We start from the raw sequence: 20,136 nt of genomic DNA, 5'->3' as shown, positions 1-20,136 counted from the left end.
TCACATATGGATCGGCTTGCCGGTCACGGCCATCGCCGCTTCCTTGATCGCCTCGCTATGCGTCGGGTGCGCGTGGCAGGTATAGGCGATGTCCTCGCTCGATGCGCCAAATTCCATGGCCTGCACCACCTGCGCGATCATCGTGCCTGCCGGGACCGCGATGATCCACACGCCCAGCACCTTGTCGGTTTCGGCGTCGGCGATGACCTTCACAAAGCCGTCGGGTTCATGATTGGTCTTGGCGCGGCTGTTGGCCATCATCGGGAATTTGCCGACCTTGATCGGTCCCTTTTCCTTGGCCTGTTCCTCGGTCAGCCCCACGCCCGCTATTTCGGGCTTGGTATAGACGACGCCGGGGATCAGGTCATGGTTCACGATGCCGGTCAGGCCCGCGATATTTTCCGCAACGGCAATGCCCTCATCCTCGGCCTTGTGCGCCAGCATCGGGCCGGGGATGACATCGCCGATCGCCCAGACGCCGGGTACCTTGGTCGCGAAATCATGATCGGTTTCGATCTGGCCGCGCTTGTTCAGTTCCAGCCCGATCTTATCGAGGCCCAGGCCTTCGGTATTGGCACGGCGGCCAATCGACACCAGCACAACGTCCGCCTCGATGGTTTCGGCCGCGCCGCCAGCGGCAGGCTCGACCGTCAGGGTCACGCCCTTCTTGCCCGCCTTCGCGCCGGTGACCTTGGTGCCGAGCTTATATTCAAAGCCCTGCTTCTTGAAGATCTTGTTGGCTTCCTTGCGGATTTCGCCATCCATGCCGGGCAGGATCTGGTCCAGATATTCCACGACCGTAACCTTGGCCCCCAGCCGACGCCACACGCTGCCCAGTTCCAGACCGATGACGCCGCCGCCGACCACGACCAGATGCCCCGGCACCTTGTCCAGTTCCAGCGCGCCGGTCGAATCGACGATCTGACCGCCCGCATTATCGACCTCAACACCCGGCAGCGGCATGACCGACGATCCGGTGGCGATGACGATATTCTTCGCCGTCACCGTCTCGCCGCCCACCACAACGGTGTTCGCGCCGGTGAAGCTGGCCAAGCCCTTGAGCCAGGTCACCTTATTCTTCTTGAACAGAAATTCGATGCCGCCGGTCAGTCCCTTGACCGCGTCGATGCGCTGCCCCTGCATGGTGGGCAGGTCCAGGCTCATCTTGTCGATCTTGACGCCGAGCTTCGCCAGCGTGCCATTGGCCGCCTCGTCATAAAGTTCGGACGCATGGAGCAGCGCCTTGGACGGGATGCAGCCGACATTGAGGCAAGTGCCGCCCAACGTCTCGCGGCTCTCCGCACACGCCACCTTCAGGCCCAGCTGCGCCGCCCGGATCGCGGCGACATAGCCGCCGGGGCCAGCGCCGATCACCAGAACGTCATAATCGAAATCGGACATGGGACTTCCCTTCTCCCGTCATGCCAGCGAAGGCTGGCATCTCTCTTTCTCGTTGCAAGAACAAGCGAGACCCCGGCTTTCGCCGGGGTGACGATAAATATTATTTGTTACAGGTCGATCAGCAGACGGGTCGGATCCTCGATCGCATTCTTCACCGCGACCAGGAAGGTCACCGCCTCGCGACCGTCGATCAGGCGATGGTCGTAGGACAGCGCCAGATACATCATCGGACGCACCACGACCTGCCCGTCACGCACCACCGGACGGTCCTCGATGCGGTGGAGGCCCAGCACCGCCGACTGGGGCGGGTTGATGATCGGGGTGGACATCAGGCTGCCGAACACGCCGCCGTTGGAGATGGTGAAGGTGCCGCCCTTCATATCTTCCATCGTCAGCTTGCCTTCCTTGGCCTTGCGGCCAAAGTCGCCAATCGTCTTTTCGATCGTCGCCACGCTCATGCTTTCGGCGTTGCGGATGACCGGGACCACCAGACCGGTCGGGGCCGACACCGCGACCGAAATATCGCAGAAGTCGTTATAGACGATCTCGTCGCCCTCGATCTGGCCGTTGACGCCCGGAATGTCCTTCAGCGCCATGCAGACGGCCTTGGTGAAGAAGCCCATGAAGCCCAGACGGACGCCATGCTTCTTCTCGAACAGGTCCTTATATTTGGCCCGCGCCTCGATGACCGCGGTCATGTCGACATCGTTGAAGGTGGTCAGCAGCGCTGCGTTGTTCTGCGCTTCCTTGAGGCGTTTAGCGACGGTCTGGCGCAGGCGGGTCATCTTGACCCGCTCCTGCGCGCGACCCGGACCGGCAGCCGGGGCAGCAGCGGCAGGAGCCGCCGCCACAGCGGTTGCAGCAGCAGCCTTGGCCGTGCCAGCCGCCACGGCAGCCGTCACATCATCCTTGGTCAGGCGACCGTCCTTGCCGGTGCCCTTGATCTTGCTGGGGTCCAGCCCATGTTCCAGAACCAGACGACGCACGGCAGGCGAGAGGGTGAGGTTACCACCATCATCATCGTCCGACGCCACAGGCGCAGGAGCCGAAGCGGCTGGCGCAGGCGCAGCGGCCTCTGCCTTGGCAGCGGGCGCTGCGGCAGGTGCGGCGCTTGCCGCAGCACCTTCATTGATCAGCGCCAGCAACGCGCCGACATTCACCGTCTCGCCTTCCTTGGCGATGATGTCGCCCAGCGTACCTGCAACCGGCGATGGCACGTCAACCGCGACCTTGTCGGTTTCCAGGCTGACGATCGGCTCGTCGAGCGCGACGGCTTCACCGGGCTTTTTGAGCCACTGGCCCACGGTTGCTTCGGTAACGGATTCGCCCAGGGTAGGGACTTTGACTTCGGTGGCCATGAGCTTGGTCAGCCTTTCTTCTGGCGACGGATTTCTTCACGAACGCTGTGACCCAGCGCATCGGCGACGAGCGCGCCCTGTTCGGCAACATGGCGCTTGGCGAGGCCCGTAGCGGGCGACGCCGATGCCTTGCGACCGGCATAGCGGGCGCGCATCGGCGCCTTGTCGGCATCCGCCAACGCTTCCTCGATATAGGGTTCGACATGGAACCATGCGCCATTGTTGCGCGGCTCCTCCTGGCACCAGACCACTTCCGTCAGGTTCGGCATCCGCTTCAAACGGATGGTCAGCGCCTCGGTCGGGAAGGGATAGAGTTGCTCGATACGAACGATCTGGGTGTTCTTGTCGCCAGCCGCGTCGCGCGCCTCAATGAGGTCATAGGCAACCTTGCCCGAACACAGGACCAGCCGCTTGGTTTCCGCGTCCGGGGCCGGATTGCTGTCCGACAGGATACGCATGAAATGGGTGTCGCCCTGGAAATCCTCGGCCTTGCTCACCGCCAGCTTGTGCCGCAGCAGCGACTTGGGCGTCATGATGATCAATGGCTTGCGGAAGGGACGCAGCATCTGGCGGCGCAGGACGTGGAAATAATTGGCCGGCGTCGTGATGTTGGCGACCTGGATATTGCCTTCCGCGCACAGTTGCAGGAAGCGTTCCAGACGCGCCGAACTATGTTCCGGCCCCTGTCCTTCATAGCCATGCGGCAACAGGCAGACGAGGCCGTTGGAGCGCAGCCACTTGGTTTCCGACGATGCGATATACTGGTCGAAGATGATCTGCGCGCCATTGGCGAAGTCGCCAAATTGCGCCTCCCACAGCACCAGACTTTTGGGATCGGCCAACGCATAGCCATATTCAAAGCCCAGCACACCATATTCGGACAGCGGGCTATCGAGCACCTCGAACCGGCCATGCGGCACGGTCGATAGCGGGATATATTTCTTCTCGCTATTCTGGTCGACCCAGACCGAATGCCGCTGGCTGAACGTGCCACGCCCGGAATCCTGCCCCGACAGGCGCACGCCATAACCTTCCGACAGCAGCGATCCGAAGGCCAAAGCCTCACCCGTCGCCCAGTCGAAATTCACGCCAGACTTGAACATCTCCGCCTTGGCGTCGAGTACCCGCTGGAGCGTCTTGTGGACGACATGCCCCTGCGGCACCGTGGTCAGCGTCTTGCCCAGGCTGTCGAACAGCTTGGGGCTGATCGCCGACTCCACACTCTGACGGGTTGTTTCGGCGTCAGCGGGCTTGTGCAGCCCCGACCAGCGCCCCGCAAACCAGTCAGCCTTGTTGGCCTTGTAGCTTTTGGACGCCTCAAACTCTTCTTCCAGATGGTTGACGAAGTCGCCCGTAGCCTTGGTCACATAATCATCGTCGATCACGCCCTGCGCTTTCAGGCGCGTGGCATAGACGTCGCTGACCGGTGGATGCTGGCGGATCTTGGCATACATCAGCGGCTGGGTGAACGAAGGCTCATCGCCCTCATTATGGCCGAAGCGGCGATAGCACCACATATCGATCACAATGTCGCGGTGGAATGTCTGGCGATATTCGACCGCCAGCTTGCAGGCAAAGGTCACAGCCTCTGGATCGTCGCCATTCACATGCAGGATCGGCGCCTGCACGCCCTTCGCCACGTCGGACGGATAGGGCGACCCACGCGAAAATTGCGGGCTGGTGGTGAAACCGACCTGATTGTTGACGATGAAGTGGATGCAACCGCCAGTATTGTAACCAGCCACGCCGGAAAAGCCGAGGCACTCCCAGACAATCCCCTGCCCCGCAAAGGCCGCGTCGCCGTGGATCAGCACCGGCAGCACCTGCTCATGCTTGCCCAGATCGTCGCGGAACGTCTGCTGCGCGCGGACCTTGCCCAGCACCACCGGATCGACCGTTTCAAGGTGCGACGGGTTGGGGACCAGCGACATATGGACCTTGATCCCGTCAAATTCGCGGTCGGTCGATGTGCCAAGATGATATTTGACGTCGCCGGATCCACCGACATCTTCCGGGTTGGCGGTGCCGCCGGAAAATTCGTGGAAGATGACGCGAAAGCCCTTGGCCATCACATTGGCCAGCACGTTCAGGCGACCGCGATGCGCCATGCCATAGACGATTTCGCGGATGCCCGACTGGCCGCCATATTTGATGACCGCTTCGAGCGCCGGGATCATGGACTCGCCACCATCCAGACCGAACCGCTTGGTGCCGACATATTTGCGGCCCAGGAATTTCTCATATTGCTCGCCCTGGATGACCTTGGCCAGGATCGCCTTCTTGCCTTCGGGCGTGAAGATGATTTCCTTGTCCTTGCCTTCCATCCGCTCCTGGAGGAATCGGCGCTCCTCCACATCGGCGATGTGCATATATTCGAGGCCCACATTGCCGCAATAATTGGCACGCAGGATGGCGACGATCTCAGTGACGGTCGCGAACTGGAGTCCCAGCGTACCGCCCAGGAATATCTTTTTCGCCGGGTCGGTCAGGCCATGATAGTCTGGCGTAAGGTCAGCGGGCAGATCACGCTGGGTCAGGCCAAGCGGATCGAGATTGGCGGCCAGATGACCGCGCACGCGATAGGTACGGATCAGCATCTGCGCGCGGATGGCGTCCTCGGCCGCCTGCGCTATGTCGGCGTCCGACACCGACTTGCCTGCGGACTTGGCAGCGGCCTTCACGGCCACTTGCATCTGCGTGGGGTCCAGCGCCCCGGTCAGGTCGTCGGTGTCCGCCAACGGCCAATTGGAGCGCGCCCAGCTTGGGCCTTGCTCGATCTCGAATTCCTGGTTTTCGTAACCCATCGTCATATCCCATCCGTGCCGCGTGCAGTCGCGGTCGGGCAAAGGACGGTCGGGGTGCAGCCCGACCGCCTTACCAGGCTCGTTTAGCCCTTCAGCACTTCCAGCAGGGTCGTACCCAGTTCGGACGGGCTGGCCGCGACCTTGATCCCGGCCGCTTCCATCGCAGCAATCTTGCTTTCTGCGTCGCCCTTGCCACCCGATACGATCGCGCCGGCATGACCCATGCGGCGGCCCGGAGGCGCAGTGCGACCGGCGATGAAGCCAGCCATCGGCTTCTTGCGGCCACGCTTGGCCTCATCCATCAGGAACTGGGCAGCCTGCTCTTCCGCGTCGCCGCCGATTTCACCGATCATGATGATCGATTCGGTGGCGTCATCGGCCAGGAACAGTTCCAGCACGTCGATGAAGTTGGTGCCATTGACCGGATCGCCGCCGATGCCGACCGCCGTGGTCTGGCCCAGACCAGCATTCGAGGTCTGGAACACCGCCTCATAGGTCAAGGTGCCGGAGCGCGAGACAACGCCGACGCTGCCCGCCTTGAAGATGGAACCGGGCATGATGCCGATCTTGCATTCATTGGGGGTCAGAACGCCAGGGCAGTTCGGGCCGATCAGGCGCGACTTGCTGCCCGACAGCGCCCGCTTCACGCGAACCATGTCCAGCACCGGGATACCTTCGGTGATGCAGATGATCAGCGGGATTTCCGCGTCGATCGCTTCCAGGATCGAATCGGCGGCAAATGGTGGCGGCACATAGACGACCGACGCATCCGCACCGGTCTTGGTCTTGGCTTCCAGCACCGTGTCGAACATGGGCAGGCCGATATGGGTCGAACCACCCTTGCCCGGCGTGACGCCTGCAACCATCTGGGTGCCGTAGGCGAGCGCCTGCTCGGTGTGGAAGGTGCCGGTGGCACCGGTCATACCCTGGGTGATGACCTTGGTGTTCTTGTTCACCAGAATGGACATGGGTGTCCCTTTATCTTCTGTGGACGTGGCACTTGGCGTCTAAGGCGTTCCGTCCCAGGCTGCGCACTTACCTGGAACGAAACGGTGCAGCTCTAAAGTCAGGCGAGCGAAGGATCGATCGCCTTGCAGGCGTCCAGCAATTCCTTGACCGCATCGACCGACACTTGAAGGTTGCCCTTGGCTTCCTCGTTGAGTTCGATTTCGATGACCTGTTCGACGCCGTCCTTGCCGATGATCACGGGGACGCCGACATAGAGATTGTCGATGCCATATTGGCCGGTCAGGTTGGCGGCGCAAGGCAGCAGGCGCTTCTTGTCGCCCAGATAGGATTCGGCCATCGCGATCGCACTGGTGGCGGGCGCGTAGAAGGCCGAGCCGGTCTTGAGCAGCGCGACGATCTCGCCGCCGCCCGAACGGGTGCGCTGGACGATCGCGTCGATGCGCTCCTGGGTCGAACGGCCCTGCTTGATCAGGTCAGGGACAGGGATGCCCGCGACGGTCGAATATTCGATGACCGGCACCATCGTGTCGCCATGGCCGCCCAGCACGAAGCTGGTGACGTCCTTGGCCGACACGTTGAATTCTTCGGCCAGGAAATGGTTGAAGCGCGAGCTGTCCAATACGCCAGCCATGCCGACGACCTTGTTGTGGGGCAGGCCCGAAAATTCGCGCAGCGCCCACACCATCGCGTCGAGCGGGTTGGTGATGCAGATGACGAAAGCGTCGGGCGCGTTGGCGGCGATGCCCTCACCCACAGCCTTCATGACCTTCAGGTTGATGCCCAGAAGGTCATCGCGGCTCATGCCCGGCTTGCGCGCGACACCGGCGGTGACGATGATGACATCGGCGCCCGCAATATCGGCATAATCATTGGAACCGGTGATCTTGGCATCGAAGCCTTCGACCGACGCGCACTGCGACAGGTCGAGCGCCTTGCCCTGGGGCACGCCTTCCACGACGTCGAACAGGACGATGTCGCCCAGACCCTTCAAAGCCGCGAGATGCGCGAGCGTGCCGCCGATGTTACCAGCGCCAATGAGCGCGATCTTGTTACGGGCCATATGTCTGTCATCCTCCAAGACGTGAATTCTGGAATTGATGGCCCGCTTAAGCCGATAAGCCGGGGGTTTCAACTAACAAAGACGGCCAGAACAAATTATCTTTGCAATTCATTCGCAATTGCGATAAGCAACTGCAACACCCTGTCGCTCCCGGCTCCTACCCTGGCCGCCGAGCTTTCCCTGCAGCGGTATACTGCCGGATGCTTTCCCCATAGGAAGCATCCGGCCTGTTTTTCCCGGTTTTGAGCAAGAAGATTGCGCCGTGATGACGGCCCCGCACGGCAGGATGTGCCTTACCGCGCGGCTTATTTAGGACCGTGGCCCAGTGCCAGATAATCGTCCGACTGCATTTCCATCAGCCGCGACACGGTGCGCTCAAACTCGAACGCGCCATCGCCCTCCGGGTAGAGCCGGGCCGGCTCCGCATCCGCCGACGCCAGCAATTTGACCTTATATTCGTAGAGCGAGTCGATCAGCGTCACGAAGCGCGCGGCCTCGTTGCGGTTCTCCGGTCCCAGCACCGGGATGCCGACGATGATGATCGTATGATATTTGCGCGCAATCGCCAGATAATCGGGCGCACCCCGCGCTTCGGCACAGAGCCGCTTGAACGAAAAGACCGCCACGCCCTTCAGGCTCTTGGGCACATGCAGGGTGCGGCCACCCTGCACCTTGATGTCCTCCGACGGCACATGGGCGCGGTCGGACGGGGGATAATCGGTCAGGCGGAAGAATGCGGTGCTCAGCGCTTGCGTCGCCGCCTCGCCATTGGGGCAGTGCCACAGCGTCGCGTCGCCCAGCCGATCGCGGCGATAGTCGGTCGGGCCGTTCAGGGTCAGCACGTCCAGCCGATCCTTGATCAGGTCGATGAACGGCAGGAAGAGCTGGCGGTTGAGACCATTCTTGTAAAGTTCGTCAGGTTCGCGGTTGGACGTCGTAACAATCGTCACCCGCTTTTCCAGCAGTCCGGTGAACAGCCGCGACATGATCGCAGCGTCCGCCATATTATTGACGACCATCTCGTCAAAGCAGAGCAACCGCGCTTCGTCGGCCAGCGACTCCACCACCGGCGGGATCGGATCGCCCTTCTCCGACTTGCGCGCTTCGGCGAGCCGCGCATGGACGTCCAGCATGAATTCGTGGAAATGCGCGCGCTTCTTGCGCTGGATCTTCACCGTGTCGAAGAACAGGTCCATCAGCATCGACTTGCCGCGCCCGACCCCACCCCACATATAGAGGCCGCGCGGCGGCTCAGGCGCTCTGCGCAACAGCTTCCACAGCGTCGAACCGCGCGCAGGCACCGCTTCCAGTTCCTGCTGCAACCGATCGAGTCGCTCCGCGCCCGCCCGTTGGTCCGGGTCGGGCCGCAATTCGCCGGCCTGCACCAGCGCGTCGTAGCGGGTCAGAACGTGACTCACTTCGCCTTAGGTGCCTTGCGAATCGTCGCGGTGGATGCCGCGACCGGCTGGCCGTCCTGCGTCATGACCATCCGCAGGAACATCATCCGCCCGGTTTCCCGCAACAGATCTACCTCAGCGATCAAATCGGGACCAACGGTGCCAGCGCCCAGATATTGCATGGTCAGGTCAACGGTCACGCCATTGACCTGCGCCTTATGCCCCATCGCCCAGAGCGCGCCGAAAAAAGCATGATCGGCAAAGGCGGCAAGGAAACCGCCGTGCAGCGTATCGAGTCGGTTGCGATGGCTGGAGCGCGTCTCCAGCGCAACCTGCGCCTTCGTCGTACCCAGGCCACGCATGAAGCCACAGCCGATGGCCTGCAGGAATGTGTCGGGATGCGGGTCGGCCCATGCCGTCCAGCCCGTCCACTTTCCTTCGGTCAGCGCAAGCCCGCCTGCAATGCCGTCGCTGTTCAACGTCAGAGCTGCCGCTCGACCATCATCTTCTTGGTTTCGGCAATCGCCTTGGCCGGGGACAGACCCTTGGGGCAAACATTGGCGCAGTTCATGATGGTGTGGCAGCGATAGAGGCGGAAGGGATCTTCCAGCTCGTCGAGGCGATCGCCGGTATATTCGTCGCGGCTGTCCGCCAGCCAGCGATAGGCCTGCAACAGGATCGCCGGACCCAGGAACTTGTCGCTGTTCCACCAATAGGACGGGCAGCTGGTCGAGCAGCAGGCGCACAGGATGCACTCATAGAGGCCGTCCAGCTTCTCGCGGTCGGCGGGCGACTGGAGCCGCTCCTTGCCCGACGGCGGCGGCGACACGGTCTTGAGCCAGGGCTGGATCGAGTTGTACTGCGCGTAGAAATGGGTGAAGTCGGGGACCAGATCCTTGATCACGTCCATATGCGGCAGCGGCGTGATCCGCACATCCTTGCCCGAACATTCCTCGATCGCGGTGGTGCAGGCCAGCCCGTTCTTGCCGTTCATGTTCATCGAACAGGAACCGCAAATGCCTTCGCGGCACGAGCGGCGGAAGGTCAGCGTGGGATCATATTCATTCTTGATCTTGATCAGCGCGTCCAGAACCATCGGGCCGCAAGTGTCGAGATCAATCTCATAGGTGTCGTAACGCGGGTTCTGCCCGGAGTCGGGATCATAGCGATAGACCTTGAAGCTGCGCACCTTCGTCGCGCCTGCGGGGGCGGGGTGGGTCACACCCTTACCGCTGATCTTGCTGTTCTTGGGCAACGCAAATTCGGCCATCGCTCGTCGAGCCTCTTTCGGAGTGTCGTTCGGTCGCGGCCCGCATAACAAAAAATAAGCAAAGGTCCAGCACCTACAAAAGGGAAAGACGCCACCGCCCTTGCATCTGCCCCGGCATCGCCGCTAGGCGACTGGTCCTGTGGGAGCGTTTGTGACCTGATGGATATCGCCTTTCTCGCCATTGCCGAAGCGCAGCAACTCTACCACTGGCTGCCCGCCGCGCTGGCACTGGCGCGCCGCCCCGGCGTGCGGGTCAGCATCCTCTCTCCCTCCGACCAGATATTGGCGCTGGTTGCCAGCTATGACCCGGAAAAACGGCTGATCCCGGTGCGTTTGCGCCGTCCGCCCGGCCGCGCCGACTCGCTGTTCCGCCAGCCCTCGCGGCTCGCCACCCTGCTGCTCAACTACCCTGCCATCGCCCGTTTCCCCGTGCTGGTGACGACCGAGATTTCCACCGCCTGGGCGCGCCGCGTTCCCGGTTTTTCAACGCGCCTCATCCTCATCAAACATGGCGCAGGCGACCGAGAAGGCGGCTACAAGAAACGTCATGCCGATTTCGACCTTACGCTTGTCGCAGGCGAAAAGGACCGCCGCCGCCTAATCGAGCGCGGCCTTTGCACGCCCGATACCGTCGCCGTCGGCGGCTATCCCAAATTCGAGCTGAAAGCGCCCCGCCAGCGATTCTTCGATAATGACCGCCCGGTGCTGCTCTATAATCCGCATTTCGATCCAAAGCTCTCGTCATGGGTCACCCATGGTCCGGCGGTGCTGGCCGCGCTGGAGGCGCTGACCGGCTGGAACGTCATCATCGCCCCCCACACCAAGCTGGCGCGCGCCGTCCCGCCCATCGTCAGCGCCGCGCCGCACATCCGCGTCGACATGGGCAGCCGCCACTCGATCGACATGAGCTATACGATGAGCGCCGACATCTATCTCGGCGACGTGTCGAGTCAGGTCTATGAGTTCCTGATCCAGCCGCGCCCCTGCATCTTCCTCAATCTCGACCGGCGCGATGCCAGCAGCGAGGCCTTCGCCCACTGGAAGCTCGGCCAGCTGATCGAGAGCGCCGACGCCCTGCCCGCCGCCCTCGCCCGCGCCGCAGACTTGCAACCGGGCTTCGTTGCTGCTCAGGAAGCGGCCATGCGCGATTCCATCGACCTTTCCCCCATCCCCGCGTCCCAGCGGCAGGCCGACCTCATCCTGAACTTCGCGAAGGCGCATCTATGAGCCAGACCCTCACCACCACCCTTGGTCCCGTCCGCCTGATCGGTGAGAATGTAACGCCGATCTGGGGCATGACCAATGCCGAGCGCAGCCGCCGCATGGCGGAAAGCGCCGCGAAGAATGGCAGCGCGCTGGCGGCGGGCCACGAACTGCTGTTCAACCTGACCTACGCCTTCGATCCGCTGCTGCTGCGCCTCGCGCTCGAAACGCCGGGCACCCTGTTCGTCTGGGGCAATGCGCCGATCGTCGGCCAGGTGCCGCAGGGCGTCGATCCGCTGACCACACCCCATATCATCGACCTGTCGGACGGCCGCACCCTCTACAACCGCCAACTGCGCAAGCTGGAACAGCCGATGGTGCGCGAATTGACCCCCACGACCCGGCGGGCGATCGAGCGGCAAAGCTATTTCGGCGCCTATAAGGGCGTGACCGACATCCTCACCAAATATCTCTGGCCCGAACTGGCACTGGTGCTGACCCGCATCGCCGCGCAATTGCGCATGACCCCGAACATGGTCTCGGTGATCGGCGTCACCCTCTGCCTGCTCGCCACTTATCTGTTCGCGCAGGGCATGTATTGGACCGGCTTCCTCTCCGGCTTCATCTTCATGGTGCTGGATACGGTGGACGGCAAACTCGCCCGTTGCACCATCACCTCGTCCAAATGGGGCAATGTGATCGACCATGGCGTCGATCTGGTCCACCCGCCCTTCTGGTGGTATTTCTGGGGCACCGGGCTGGTCTATTGGGGGCTGGCGCTTTCGACCCAGGCATTCGCGCTGGTGATGGCGGCAGTGATTGCAGGCTATGTGCTGCAACGACTGATCGAGGGGATGTTCCTCAAGGATTTCGGCATGGACATCCATGTCTGGCAGCGCTTCGACAGCCAGTTCCGGCTGATCACCGCGCGGCGCAACCCGAATATGGTCATCCTGTTCGTGTCGCTGCTGTTCGCCCGCCCCGACATCGGCCTGATTGCACTCGCCTGGTGGACGATGATCTCGCTGGTCGTCCATGCCGTGCGACTGGCGCAGGCCTATGGCGTCAAGCGGTCCGGCCAGCCGATTGTCAGCTGGATGGAGCAAGGCCAACCATGAACCCAACGATCGAGAAATTCGGCTGGCCCGCGACGCTGATCGCGGAGTTCTCTCACTGGGTTGTCCTGCTCCGCCCGGCCCAACCGACGCTGGGGTCGCTGATCCTGGCCGCCAAGAGCGACGCGACCGCCTTTGGCGACCTCCCCGCGCAGGCCCATGCCGAACTCAAGACCGTCACCGCAGCGATCGAGACGGCGCTGGGCAAAGCGGTAGGCTATGCGAAGATCAACTATCTGATGCTGATGATGGTCGACCCCCATGTCCATTTCCATGTGATCCCCCGCTATGACGGGACACGCAGCGCGGCGGGTGTGACCGTGGCGGACTCAGGCTGGCCGGGGCAGCCGGACCTTGGCGCGGCGGTCAAGCTGGACAGTGAGCTGGACAATGTAAAAGCGTGGCTAAAAAATTATTTCGATACCGAAATGATATAGCCGCGCGCTTGTTTGACCCTCGCTTCGCTTATAGCCCGTAACGCCCCTCGGCGACCCACTTGGCCGTCAGCGCCTTCGCCGCATCGACATCCTGATGGAAGTCGACCTCCTGCCATTCCAGCCCCTCGATCGACACGGTGCCGACGCGGTTGCCCTTGGCGATGATGTCGATGGCGCGCAGATACCAGCGCTCGACCCCTTCGGGCGTCCGCATCATCTGGTCGATCTGGTTGCGGAAGATCGCCGGGCCTTCGCCGGTAAAGGCCAGCATCCCGATCGATTCGGCATTGGTGTCGGGCGGCAGAAGCCGCTTGCCGATATGGTGCAGGCGACCGCTCTCGTCGCGGTTCACCTTCATATCGTCATCGTCATAGTCGGGCTTCACATCGACCGTCACGGTGATCGCATCGCGTGTCCCGGCGATGAGTTTCGCGACGATTTCGTCCGACACGATGGTATCGCCATTCAGGATGATGAAGTCCCGGTCCATCTCCTCCCGCACGATCCAGCAGGTGCCGAGGTTATCGGCGACCTGGAAGAAGGGGTTGAACACGCAGCGGATTCGCGCGCCGGTCTCACGATACAATTGCAGCGCATGATCCTCGACCCGTTCGGTGCGGAACCCCGTCACCACCACGATGTCGGTCACGCCATTGGCGACCAGCGCGGCGATCTGCCAGCTGATCAGGGTGCGGCCGTTAAAATCGATCATGCATTTGGGCACGTCGCGGGTCAGCGGCAACAGGCGCGATCCTTGCCCGGCGGACAGGATGATGGCTTTGGTAATGGTCATGGCGCGGGTCTTTAGAGGGGAAATTGGCCGAAAAAAAGGCGGCTTCAAACTGACGTTCGCAACGCCTAGAGCGGATCGACTTCAACTTCATCCGTTCGTTTCGAGCGAAGTCGAGAAACCGCGCGCAACGTTTCTCGACTTCGCTCGAAACGAACGGGCATTACAATGCGGCGAGGGCTGGAAAGCAGAATGATGGCGAAACCCAAGCCCGGCGCAGCTCAGGACGGCTTTTCCCGGATATTGGCCAATACCGGCTGGCTGCTGGGGGGCAAGGGCGTGGGCGCGGTGTTGAGCCTCGCCTATCTCGCCATCGTCACCCGGACGCTGGGCGTGGCCGATTTCGGGCGGTTCGCGCTGGTGTTGAGCGCCGCGACGGTCATCAAGACGATCACCAGTTTCGACAGCTGGCAGATCATCGTGCGCTATGGCCAGACCCATTTAGCCACCGGTAACGCCGACGCGCTGAACCGGGTGTTGCGCTTCTGTATCCTCATTGATCTTGCCTCAGCCGTAGTCGGCGGCGCGATCGCCGCTTTCATCATCCTGGCCTTTGGCCGCCTGCTCGAACTGCCGCCGGGCATGGGGTGGCAGGCCTGGATTTTCTGCATGGTGATGATGATCACCATCCGCTCCAGCCCCACCGGCATATTGCGCCTGTTCGACCGGTTCGATTCGGCCGCCTTCGCCGAAACCATGATCCCGGTCGGCAGGATGATCGGCGCGGTCGCGGCGCTGTGGCTGATGCCGACAATCACCGGCTTCCTGATCGCTTGGGGGGTCGCCGAGCTGCTTTGCGCCATCGCCTATTGGGGACTGGCGTTGCGCGAGGGGCGCGGGCGGATCGGCCAGTGGCGCGCGGGCCGGGCGATGGACGCACGGGCGGAAAATCCCGGCATCATCGGCTTCCTGACCGCCACCAATCTCCAGACCAGCCTGTCGTCCATGGGGCAGCAGGTCGCGGTGCTGGTGGTCGGGCTGTTCGTGGGACCAGTCGGCGCGGGCCTTTACCGCCTCGCCAATCAGCTTGCCAATTCCCTGACCAAGATTTCGGGGCTGCTCTCGCGCAGCATCTTCGTCGAACTGTCGCGCAGCGGCAGCCAGGGGGGCGAAGCGCTGGGCGCGCTGTTCCGCCGCACCAACCGGCTGGCGCTGGTGGCAGGCGCGGTCATCATCGCGCTGATCCTGATCATCGGCCATCCGCTGCTGGGGCTGATCGCCGGGCGCGACTTCCTGCCCGCCTATCCGCTGCTGCTGCTGCTGGGCATTGCCGCCTGCATCGACCTGATCGGGGTCAGCTATCGCCCGCTGCTGATGGCGACCGACCGGGCGGGCCTGTCGCTGCGCATCACCTTCATCTCGACCGCGCTGCTGCTGGGGATGCAGGCCGCGCTGCTCCCTCTCTACGGCACGATGGGTGCCGCCAGCGCCAATATCGTCGCTGCCATTGCCGGGTTCGTCATGATGGGCCTGGCCAGCCGCAACGCGGTGCGCGCGCAAGGGTAAATGGGAGGGTGAAAGGTAACGCACCACCACCGCTCCGTGGTCGCCCTCCCCTTACTGCGGGATGACACCCAACGAAAAAGGGGCCGGAAAACCGGCCCCTTCTCGATAGTCTGGCAGTGCCTGAAACGCTTAGCGCTTCGAGAACTGGAAGCTCTTGCGGGCCTTCGCCTTGCCGTACTTCTTACGTTCGACAACGCGGCTGTCGCGGGTCAGGAAGCCTTCGGCCTTGACCGCGCTGCGCAGCGCCGGTTCGTACTTGGTCAGCGCCTGGGCGATGCCATGCTTGACCGCACCGGCCTGACCCGAAAGACCCCCGCCCTTGACGGTGCAGATCACGTCATACTGGCCATTGCGATCGGTCACGCCGAACGGCTGGTTGATCACCAGACGCAGGGTGGGACGGGCAAAGTAGATTTCCTGGTCGCGGCCATTGACCGTGATCTTGCCGGTGCCGGGCTTCACCCAGACGCGGGCGACGGCATCCTTGCGGCGGCCGGTCGCATAAGCGCGGCCAAGATTGTCGATTTCCTGCTGACGCAGCGGCATGGTCGAAACCGGCGGCGCGATCGGCGCATCGGCAACGACGTCAGCGGCGGGCGCTTCGGCAGCGACAGGCGCGGCGACCGGAGCCGCAGCGGCTTCGGCAGCGATCTGTGCGAGATCGGACAGGGACTGGCGGTTATCGGACATTATGCACCCACCTTGTTCTTGCGGTTGCGCGACGCGAAGTCGAGCACTTGCGGGTTCTGGGCTTCATGCGGATGCTCGGCGCCGCCGAACACGCGCAGGTTGCGCATCTGCTGGCGACCCAGCGGACCACGCGGGATCATGCGTTCGATCGCCTTTTCCAGCACGCGCTCAGGGAAACGGCCTTCCAAAATCTTGGCAGGGGTGGTTTCCTTGATGCCGCCGGCATAGCCGGTGTGCTTGTAATAGACTTTGTCGGTCAGCTTCTTGCCGGTGAACTTCACCTTGCCCGCGTTGATGATGATGACATTGTCACCACAATCGACATGGGGCGTGAAGCTGGTCTTGTGCTTGCCGCGCAGGATATTCGCCACGGTCGAAGCGAGACGGCCAACAACAAGGCCTTCCGCGTCGATCAGGACCCACTTTTTTTCGACCGTCGCCGGCGAAGCCGACTTGGTGGTCTTCATCAGCGCCTTCATGGTGCCAATTCTCCAGAATGAAAAAGGAAACCGGACGCCGTTGCCGACGCCCGGAATTGGGGCGCTAATGACCGGTGGCAGGTCACAAGTCAAGAGATTCGGCGGCTTTGCTGACGGGTAAAATAATACCCGCCGCTAATTGGCCGGGGTCAACTCACGCTTTTCCGTCACCGCGCGCGTCCCCAGCGCCAGACTGCGCTGCTGTTTCTCGATCAAACCGGTATGCCGCGACAGATGATAGGTGATGCCGACCGCAATGCCCTGCCCGGCCAGTTGCTCGTCCAGATCGAGCGTCTTGTCCGACTGCGCCGTCACCCGCAGCATCCCTTCAACCGGCACCGGACGGCCCAGCGGTGCACCCGCCACGGTCCGCACGCCCCGACCAGCGCCATCCTCCACCTTGCCGCCTGCAAACAGGAAGAGCGGTCGCAATTCGCCAGCCAGCAGCGCCAGCCGCCCGTCCGGCGACAGGCCAGACAGCAAAGCCTGCACCGACAGCACTGACTTGTGGCGCGGCGTGTCCGGCGCGAACGCTGCCAGCATCCTGGCGAGGCCAGCCTGCACCGCGCTCCAGACCGCATCCATATTGTCGAGCGCAACGATCTGCCCCGCGGCATCAACATGGAAATGATGCTCCACCCCGATCAGCGGCGTCAGCGCGGCGGCATAGGGTTCAGCGCCCGATGAGGGCGCATCGCTGTCGATGGCGCGCAACGTGGCGTGGAGAATATAGCCGTCCCCCGCCTTCTCAAACCGCAGATCGCGGGTGGCGCTGAACCGGCTGACCTTGCCTTCGACGGGGCGATGCTGTTCGATCTGATAGGTGAGGCGCTGATCGACCGGGGGCGCAAAGGGGATGGCGATGGCTTCGGCTTGCGCGATCCCCGGCACCAGCAGCGCCAGGCCGAGCGCCGCCGCGCGCATCATCCTCATATACGACGCACCCCAATCGCATGGGCGCCCCAGGCCGCCGACGCCACCACCAGCGCACCGACCGCCTGATGCAGCACGGCGAGCGGCAGGGCGATGCCGCTCAACACGGTCGCGATGCCCAGCACGATCTGCGTCCCCACCGTCGCATTGATCGCGATCGAAGGGGCGCGCTGGCCTGCGCGCTTGGCCTCTCGCGCCAGCAGGATCAGCGCCAGCGCTGCACCCCAGGCCCACCAGCGATGGAGGAAATGGACGAGATAGGGGTCGCTGGACACGGTGGCCCAGAGCGAACCCAGCCAGCTAATCCCATCCGGCACCAGATGATCGTTCATCAGGGGCCAGGTGTTGGACACATAGCCCGCGTCCAGCCCGGCGGTGAAGGCACCCAGCATCAACTGCACGAACAGCGCCACGAGCGCCACCAGTGCCAGCGGTCGCAATCGGGCCGGGCGGGCGCGGCTGTTGCGGGACAGCGCCAGCAGATCGAGCGCGGTCCAGACCAGCCCGCCAATGATGAAAAGCGCCGTCAGCAGATGCACCGCCAGCCGGTAATGGCTGACATCGGTGCGCAGCGACAGGCCGGACTTGACCATCCACCAGCCGATCGCCCCCTGCAATCCGCCCAGCGCCAGCAGCGCAACCAGCCGCCAACCATAGCCCGCCGGAATCGCCCGCTTCCACGCAAACCACGCCAGCGGCAAGGCGAAGGCGACGCCGATCAGCCGCCCCAACAGCCGGTGCAGCCATTCCCAGAAGAAGATGAACTGGAAATCGGCAAGGCTCATGCCCCGGTTGATCTGCTGATATTCCGGGATTTGCTGGTAGAGGCGGAACGCCTCCATCCACTGGTCATGGGTCAGCGGGGGAATAGCGCCGGTGATCGGCTTCCACTGGGTGATCGACAGGCCCGATTCGGTCAGGCGGGTAATACCGCCAACCACGACCATGATGAACACCAAAGCGGCGACGAACAGCAACCAGCGGGCGATCGCCACCGGGCGGGGAAAGGGATTGGCCATGAGCGGTCCATGCCCCCAAGCCTGCATCGTTTCAAGCAGGACGATCGGGACAAATCGTCCAAGTTGTCAGCGCGTCGCTTTCCAGGCCGCGACCAGTTCGCGCCCGCGCGTTCCCACCAGCGCCGCATCGTCACCGGGGCGGTAGAGCGCGCCGCCCACGCCAATGCCTTCGCAACCGCCCGCCAGCCATTCGCCGATCGTGTCCGCGCCAGTGCCGCCCACGGCCCAGACGCCGACATGCCTGGGCAGCACATCCTTGACCGCCTTCACATAGGCCGGGCCAAGCCGGGCGGCGGGGAAGAGCTTGATCCGGCGTGCGCCGGCGGCGATGGCGGCGAAGGCTTCGCTGGGGGTCATGAAACCGGGCAGCAATTCAAGGCCCAGTTCCGCGCCCCGCGCGATGACGGCGGGGTTGGTGTTGGGCGTCACCATGATGCGCCCGCCCGCGCCATGCAGTTGCTCGACCGCCTCGACGCTCAGCACCGTGCCGCCGCCGATGATCGCGCGGTCGCCAAAGGCCTGTTGCATCGCGCCGATGCTGGCCAGCGGGTCGGGCGAATTGAACGGCACTTCGAGGATGCGGATGCCCGCTTCGACCAGCGCGGCGGCGACGTCCAGCGCCTCGTCCGGGCGGATGCCGCGCAGGATGGCGGCGATCGGCGGCGCGCCATCGGCCAGCAGTTCGTCCATCGTCATATTGTCATGTCTCCAACATAGCCCAGCCCGGCCAGCGCGCAGGCGTCGCCGTCCAGACGCTGCGACTCAACACCCTGCGCGGCCAGTGCGCGCGCATAGCGATCCGCCAGCCCCGCGTCGCCGATCAGCGTGACGCCAGCGTCCGCTTGCAACAGTGCGCGGGCTTCCACGATCTCGCCGCCGATCAGCAACCCGGACAAATAGCCCAGCGCCCAATCGGCCGATCGCCCGGCGCGCAGCCGCATCGCCCGTGCAGCGAACAATCGGACCAGCACCGCGCCCTCGCCCGCCCGCGCCAGCCCCTCGGCAAAGCCAGCCGCTTCCTGCGCAGCGTCGCCCACCGCGTCCTTTGGTCCCAGCGTCGATCGATCCCGCAGCAGGGCGAACAGCTCACCGGTCGGCACGGTGCGGAACGCCAGCACCCGGCCATCCTGAACCAGCGCCCATTTGCTGTGGGTGCCGGGCAGCACGATCAGGCGGCGGCCCTGCGCCAGTGCCGGGTCATGCACGCAGGCACCGAAAATCTGCGTTTCCTCGCCGCGCATCACGTCCGGGATGCCGTCCGCGCCGGTGCAGGCCAGCCCCGCCATGATCGCGATCGGCGCGCCGCGCCAGTCAAAGCTTATGGCGGCTGCGCGCCAGCTTACTGCGTCCGCCGGGCAATCGGCATAGGGTGCCTCGACCCAGCCGTCGCGCGCGCCGACCATGCCGCACAGGGTGATGGACAGCGGTGTCCCATCGACCAGCCAGGGCGCGACCGTATCGGCAAAAGCAGCTTCCGCTGCCCGTCCGACAGCGCCGATGCCCGGCCCGTCGCGACGCGCGACGATCCGCCCGTCCTCGACCCGGAACAGGCGCAAATTGCTGGTCCCCCAGTCGCCGATGACCGTGTAGCCGCTCATCGCCGATCGGCTTCCACGAAAATCTCGATCCGCTTCACAAGTCCTCGATACAGCTTCTTGAATTTCTATTTGTCTGAGTATATCAGGAGACCAAGCGCGTCAACGTG

The 20,136-nt window shown here is 63.5% G+C and carries 19 protein-coding genes; 4 read left to right on the top strand and 15 right to left on the bottom strand.

The features are described 5' to 3' along the window. The 8 genes from lpdA to ACODSR_RS09940 form a co-directional block, all read right to left on the bottom strand. Nucleotides 1–1,401, bottom strand: coding sequence for a dihydrolipoyl dehydrogenase (lpdA, locus tag ACODSR_RS09975; protein ID WP_489076032.1), 1,401 nt, complete (start codon nucleotides 1,399–1,401; stop codon nucleotides 1–3). Nucleotides 1,402–1,508: 107 nt separating this feature from the next. Beyond that, a complete protein-coding gene (gene odhB / locus ACODSR_RS09970) occupies nucleotides 1,509–2,759 on the bottom strand; it encodes a 2-oxoglutarate dehydrogenase complex dihydrolipoyllysine-residue succinyltransferase (protein WP_489076030.1) in 1,251 nt (416 codons plus the stop codon). 8 nt (nucleotides 2,760–2,767) lie between these two features. Next, nucleotides 2,768–5,563 (bottom strand): 2-oxoglutarate dehydrogenase E1 component, encoded by a 2,796-nt coding sequence (locus ACODSR_RS09965; RefSeq protein ID WP_489076029.1) that lies wholly within the window; start codon nucleotides 5,561–5,563, stop codon nucleotides 2,768–2,770. A gap of 83 nt (nucleotides 5,564–5,646) precedes the next feature. After that, on the bottom strand, nucleotides 5,647–6,531 hold the full coding sequence (sucD, locus tag ACODSR_RS09960; protein WP_489076027.1) for a succinate--CoA ligase subunit alpha: 885 nt from the start codon (nucleotides 6,529–6,531) through the stop codon (nucleotides 5,647–5,649). Nucleotides 6,532–6,629: 98 nt separating this feature from the next. Continuing rightward, complete coding sequence (mdh, locus tag ACODSR_RS09955; RefSeq protein ID WP_489076025.1) at nucleotides 6,630–7,592, bottom strand: malate dehydrogenase; 963 nt, start codon at nucleotides 7,590–7,592, stop codon at nucleotides 6,630–6,632. 305 nt (nucleotides 7,593–7,897) lie between these two features. Then, nucleotides 7,898–9,010: a cell division protein ZapE gene (gene zapE / locus ACODSR_RS09950; RefSeq protein WP_489076023.1), complete on the bottom strand. Its 1,113-nt coding sequence runs from the start codon at nucleotides 9,008–9,010 to the stop codon at nucleotides 7,898–7,900. Further along, a complete protein-coding gene (locus ACODSR_RS09945; protein ID WP_489076021.1) occupies nucleotides 9,007–9,468 on the bottom strand; it encodes a PaaI family thioesterase in 462 nt (153 codons plus the stop codon). Before ACODSR_RS09945 ends, zapE begins: the two co-directional genes overlap by 4 nt. Before the next feature lie 2 nt (nucleotides 9,469–9,470). Then, nucleotides 9,471–10,259, bottom strand: coding sequence for a succinate dehydrogenase iron-sulfur subunit (locus ACODSR_RS09940; protein WP_489076019.1), 789 nt, complete (start codon nucleotides 10,257–10,259; stop codon nucleotides 9,471–9,473). A gap of 159 nt (nucleotides 10,260–10,418) precedes the next feature. Between ACODSR_RS09940 and ACODSR_RS09935 the strand changes: the two genes are divergently transcribed. From ACODSR_RS09935 to ACODSR_RS09925, 3 genes are read left to right on the top strand one after another with little or no spacing between them, the layout of a single operon-like run. After that, nucleotides 10,419–11,486 (top strand): glycosyl transferase, encoded by a 1,068-nt coding sequence (locus tag ACODSR_RS09935; RefSeq protein WP_489076017.1) that lies wholly within the window; start codon nucleotides 10,419–10,421, stop codon nucleotides 11,484–11,486. Continuing rightward, nucleotides 11,483–12,580, top strand: coding sequence for a CDP-alcohol phosphatidyltransferase family protein (locus ACODSR_RS09930; protein WP_489076015.1), 1,098 nt, complete (start codon nucleotides 11,483–11,485; stop codon nucleotides 12,578–12,580). Before ACODSR_RS09935 ends, ACODSR_RS09930 begins: the two co-directional genes overlap by 4 nt. After that, on the top strand, nucleotides 12,577–13,014 hold the full coding sequence (locus tag ACODSR_RS09925) for an HIT family protein (RefSeq protein WP_489076013.1): 438 nt from the start codon (nucleotides 12,577–12,579) through the stop codon (nucleotides 13,012–13,014). Before ACODSR_RS09930 ends, ACODSR_RS09925 begins: the two co-directional genes overlap by 4 nt. A 28-nt stretch (nucleotides 13,015–13,042) precedes the next feature. Here ACODSR_RS09925 and ACODSR_RS09920 read toward each other — a convergent pair whose 3' ends face one another. After that, nucleotides 13,043–13,807, bottom strand: coding sequence for a phosphocholine cytidylyltransferase family protein (locus tag ACODSR_RS09920; protein WP_489076011.1), 765 nt, complete (start codon nucleotides 13,805–13,807; stop codon nucleotides 13,043–13,045). Nucleotides 13,808–13,996: 189 nt separating this feature from the next. Between ACODSR_RS09920 and ACODSR_RS09915 the strand changes: the two genes are divergently transcribed. Continuing rightward, on the top strand, nucleotides 13,997–15,310 hold the full coding sequence (locus ACODSR_RS09915; protein WP_489076010.1) for a lipopolysaccharide biosynthesis protein: 1,314 nt from the start codon (nucleotides 13,997–13,999) through the stop codon (nucleotides 15,308–15,310). A gap of 129 nt (nucleotides 15,311–15,439) precedes the next feature. Here ACODSR_RS09915 and rpsI read toward each other — a convergent pair whose 3' ends face one another. The 6 genes from rpsI to ACODSR_RS09885 form a co-directional block, all read right to left on the bottom strand. Then, the gene (rpsI, locus tag ACODSR_RS09910) at nucleotides 15,440–16,000 is read right to left on the bottom strand and encodes a 30S ribosomal protein S9 (RefSeq protein WP_489076008.1); all 561 of its coding nucleotides are present in this window, start codon (nucleotides 15,998–16,000) and stop codon (nucleotides 15,440–15,442) included. Then, nucleotides 16,000–16,479 carry a 50S ribosomal protein L13 gene (gene rplM, locus ACODSR_RS09905; RefSeq protein WP_119745615.1) on the bottom strand — a complete coding sequence of 160 codons (480 nt, stop codon included), beginning with the start codon at nucleotides 16,477–16,479 and terminating at the stop codon, nucleotides 16,000–16,002. Before rplM ends, rpsI begins: the two co-directional genes overlap by 1 nt. A 135-nt stretch (nucleotides 16,480–16,614) precedes the next feature. Beyond that, nucleotides 16,615–17,403, bottom strand: a complete 789-nt coding sequence (locus ACODSR_RS09900; protein WP_489076193.1) for a hypothetical protein — start codon at nucleotides 17,401–17,403, stop codon at nucleotides 16,615–16,617. A gap of 5 nt (nucleotides 17,404–17,408) precedes the next feature. After that, a complete protein-coding gene (locus tag ACODSR_RS09895; RefSeq protein WP_489076006.1) occupies nucleotides 17,409–18,431 on the bottom strand; it encodes a COX15/CtaA family protein in 1,023 nt (340 codons plus the stop codon). 66 nt (nucleotides 18,432–18,497) lie between these two features. Further along, complete coding sequence (locus ACODSR_RS09890) at nucleotides 18,498–19,127, bottom strand: 2-dehydro-3-deoxy-6-phosphogalactonate aldolase (RefSeq protein ID WP_489076004.1); 630 nt, start codon at nucleotides 19,125–19,127, stop codon at nucleotides 18,498–18,500. Continuing rightward, nucleotides 19,124–20,029, bottom strand: a complete 906-nt coding sequence (locus ACODSR_RS09885; protein ID WP_489076002.1) for a 2-dehydro-3-deoxygalactonokinase — start codon at nucleotides 20,027–20,029, stop codon at nucleotides 19,124–19,126. Before ACODSR_RS09885 ends, ACODSR_RS09890 begins: the two co-directional genes overlap by 4 nt. Nucleotides 20,030–20,136: the final 107 nt, after the last annotated feature.

The sequence above is a fragment of the Sphingobium sp. FG125 genome (genome assembly GCF_057809795.1).
Note: the sequence above shows the minus strand (reverse complement) of the source record. Positions and strands in the feature narration are given on the sequence as shown.

Coding starts and splice junctions, on each gene's coding strand:
- lpdA (WP_489076032.1), bottom strand. CDS start 1,401: ATGTCCGATTTCGATTATGACGTTCTGGTGATCGGCGCTGGCCCCGGC.
- ACODSR_RS09965 (WP_489076029.1), bottom strand. CDS start 5,563: ATGGGTTACGAAAACCAGGAATTCGAGATCGAGCAAGGCCCAAGCTGG.
- ACODSR_RS09915 (WP_489076010.1), top strand. CDS start 13,997: ATGATGGCGAAACCCAAGCCCGGCGCAGCTCAGGACGGCTTTTCCCGG.
- ACODSR_RS09890 (WP_489076004.1), bottom strand. CDS start 19,127: ATGACGATGGACGAACTGCTGGCCGATGGCGCGCCGCCGATCGCCGCC.
- ACODSR_RS09885 (WP_489076002.1), bottom strand. CDS start 20,029: ATGAGCGGCTACACGGTCATCGGCGACTGGGGGACCAGCAATTTGCGC.
- sucD (WP_489076027.1), bottom strand. CDS start 6,531: ATGTCCATTCTGGTGAACAAGAACACCAAGGTCATCACCCAGGGTATG.
- ACODSR_RS09925 (WP_489076013.1), top strand. CDS start 12,577: ATGAACCCAACGATCGAGAAATTCGGCTGGCCCGCGACGCTGATCGCG.
- ACODSR_RS09895 (WP_489076006.1), bottom strand. CDS start 18,431: ATGGCCAATCCCTTTCCCCGCCCGGTGGCGATCGCCCGCTGGTTGCTG.
- ACODSR_RS09900 (WP_489076193.1), bottom strand. CDS start 17,403: ATGCGCGCGGCGGCGCTCGGCCTGGCGCTGCTGGTGCCGGGGATCGCG.
- rpsI (WP_489076008.1), bottom strand. CDS start 16,000: ATGTCCGATAACCGCCAGTCCCTGTCCGATCTCGCACAGATCGCTGCC.
- ACODSR_RS09940 (WP_489076019.1), bottom strand. CDS start 10,259: ATGGCCGAATTTGCGTTGCCCAAGAACAGCAAGATCAGCGGTAAGGGT.
- odhB (WP_489076030.1), bottom strand. CDS start 2,759: ATGGCCACCGAAGTCAAAGTCCCTACCCTGGGCGAATCCGTTACCGAA.
- ACODSR_RS09935 (WP_489076017.1), top strand. CDS start 10,419: ATGGATATCGCCTTTCTCGCCATTGCCGAAGCGCAGCAACTCTACCAC.
- ACODSR_RS09930 (WP_489076015.1), top strand. CDS start 11,483: ATGAGCCAGACCCTCACCACCACCCTTGGTCCCGTCCGCCTGATCGGT.
- ACODSR_RS09920 (WP_489076011.1), bottom strand. CDS start 13,807: ATGACCATTACCAAAGCCATCATCCTGTCCGCCGGGCAAGGATCGCGC.
- rplM (WP_119745615.1), bottom strand. CDS start 16,479: ATGAAGGCGCTGATGAAGACCACCAAGTCGGCTTCGCCGGCGACGGTC.
- mdh (WP_489076025.1), bottom strand. CDS start 7,592: ATGGCCCGTAACAAGATCGCGCTCATTGGCGCTGGTAACATCGGCGGC.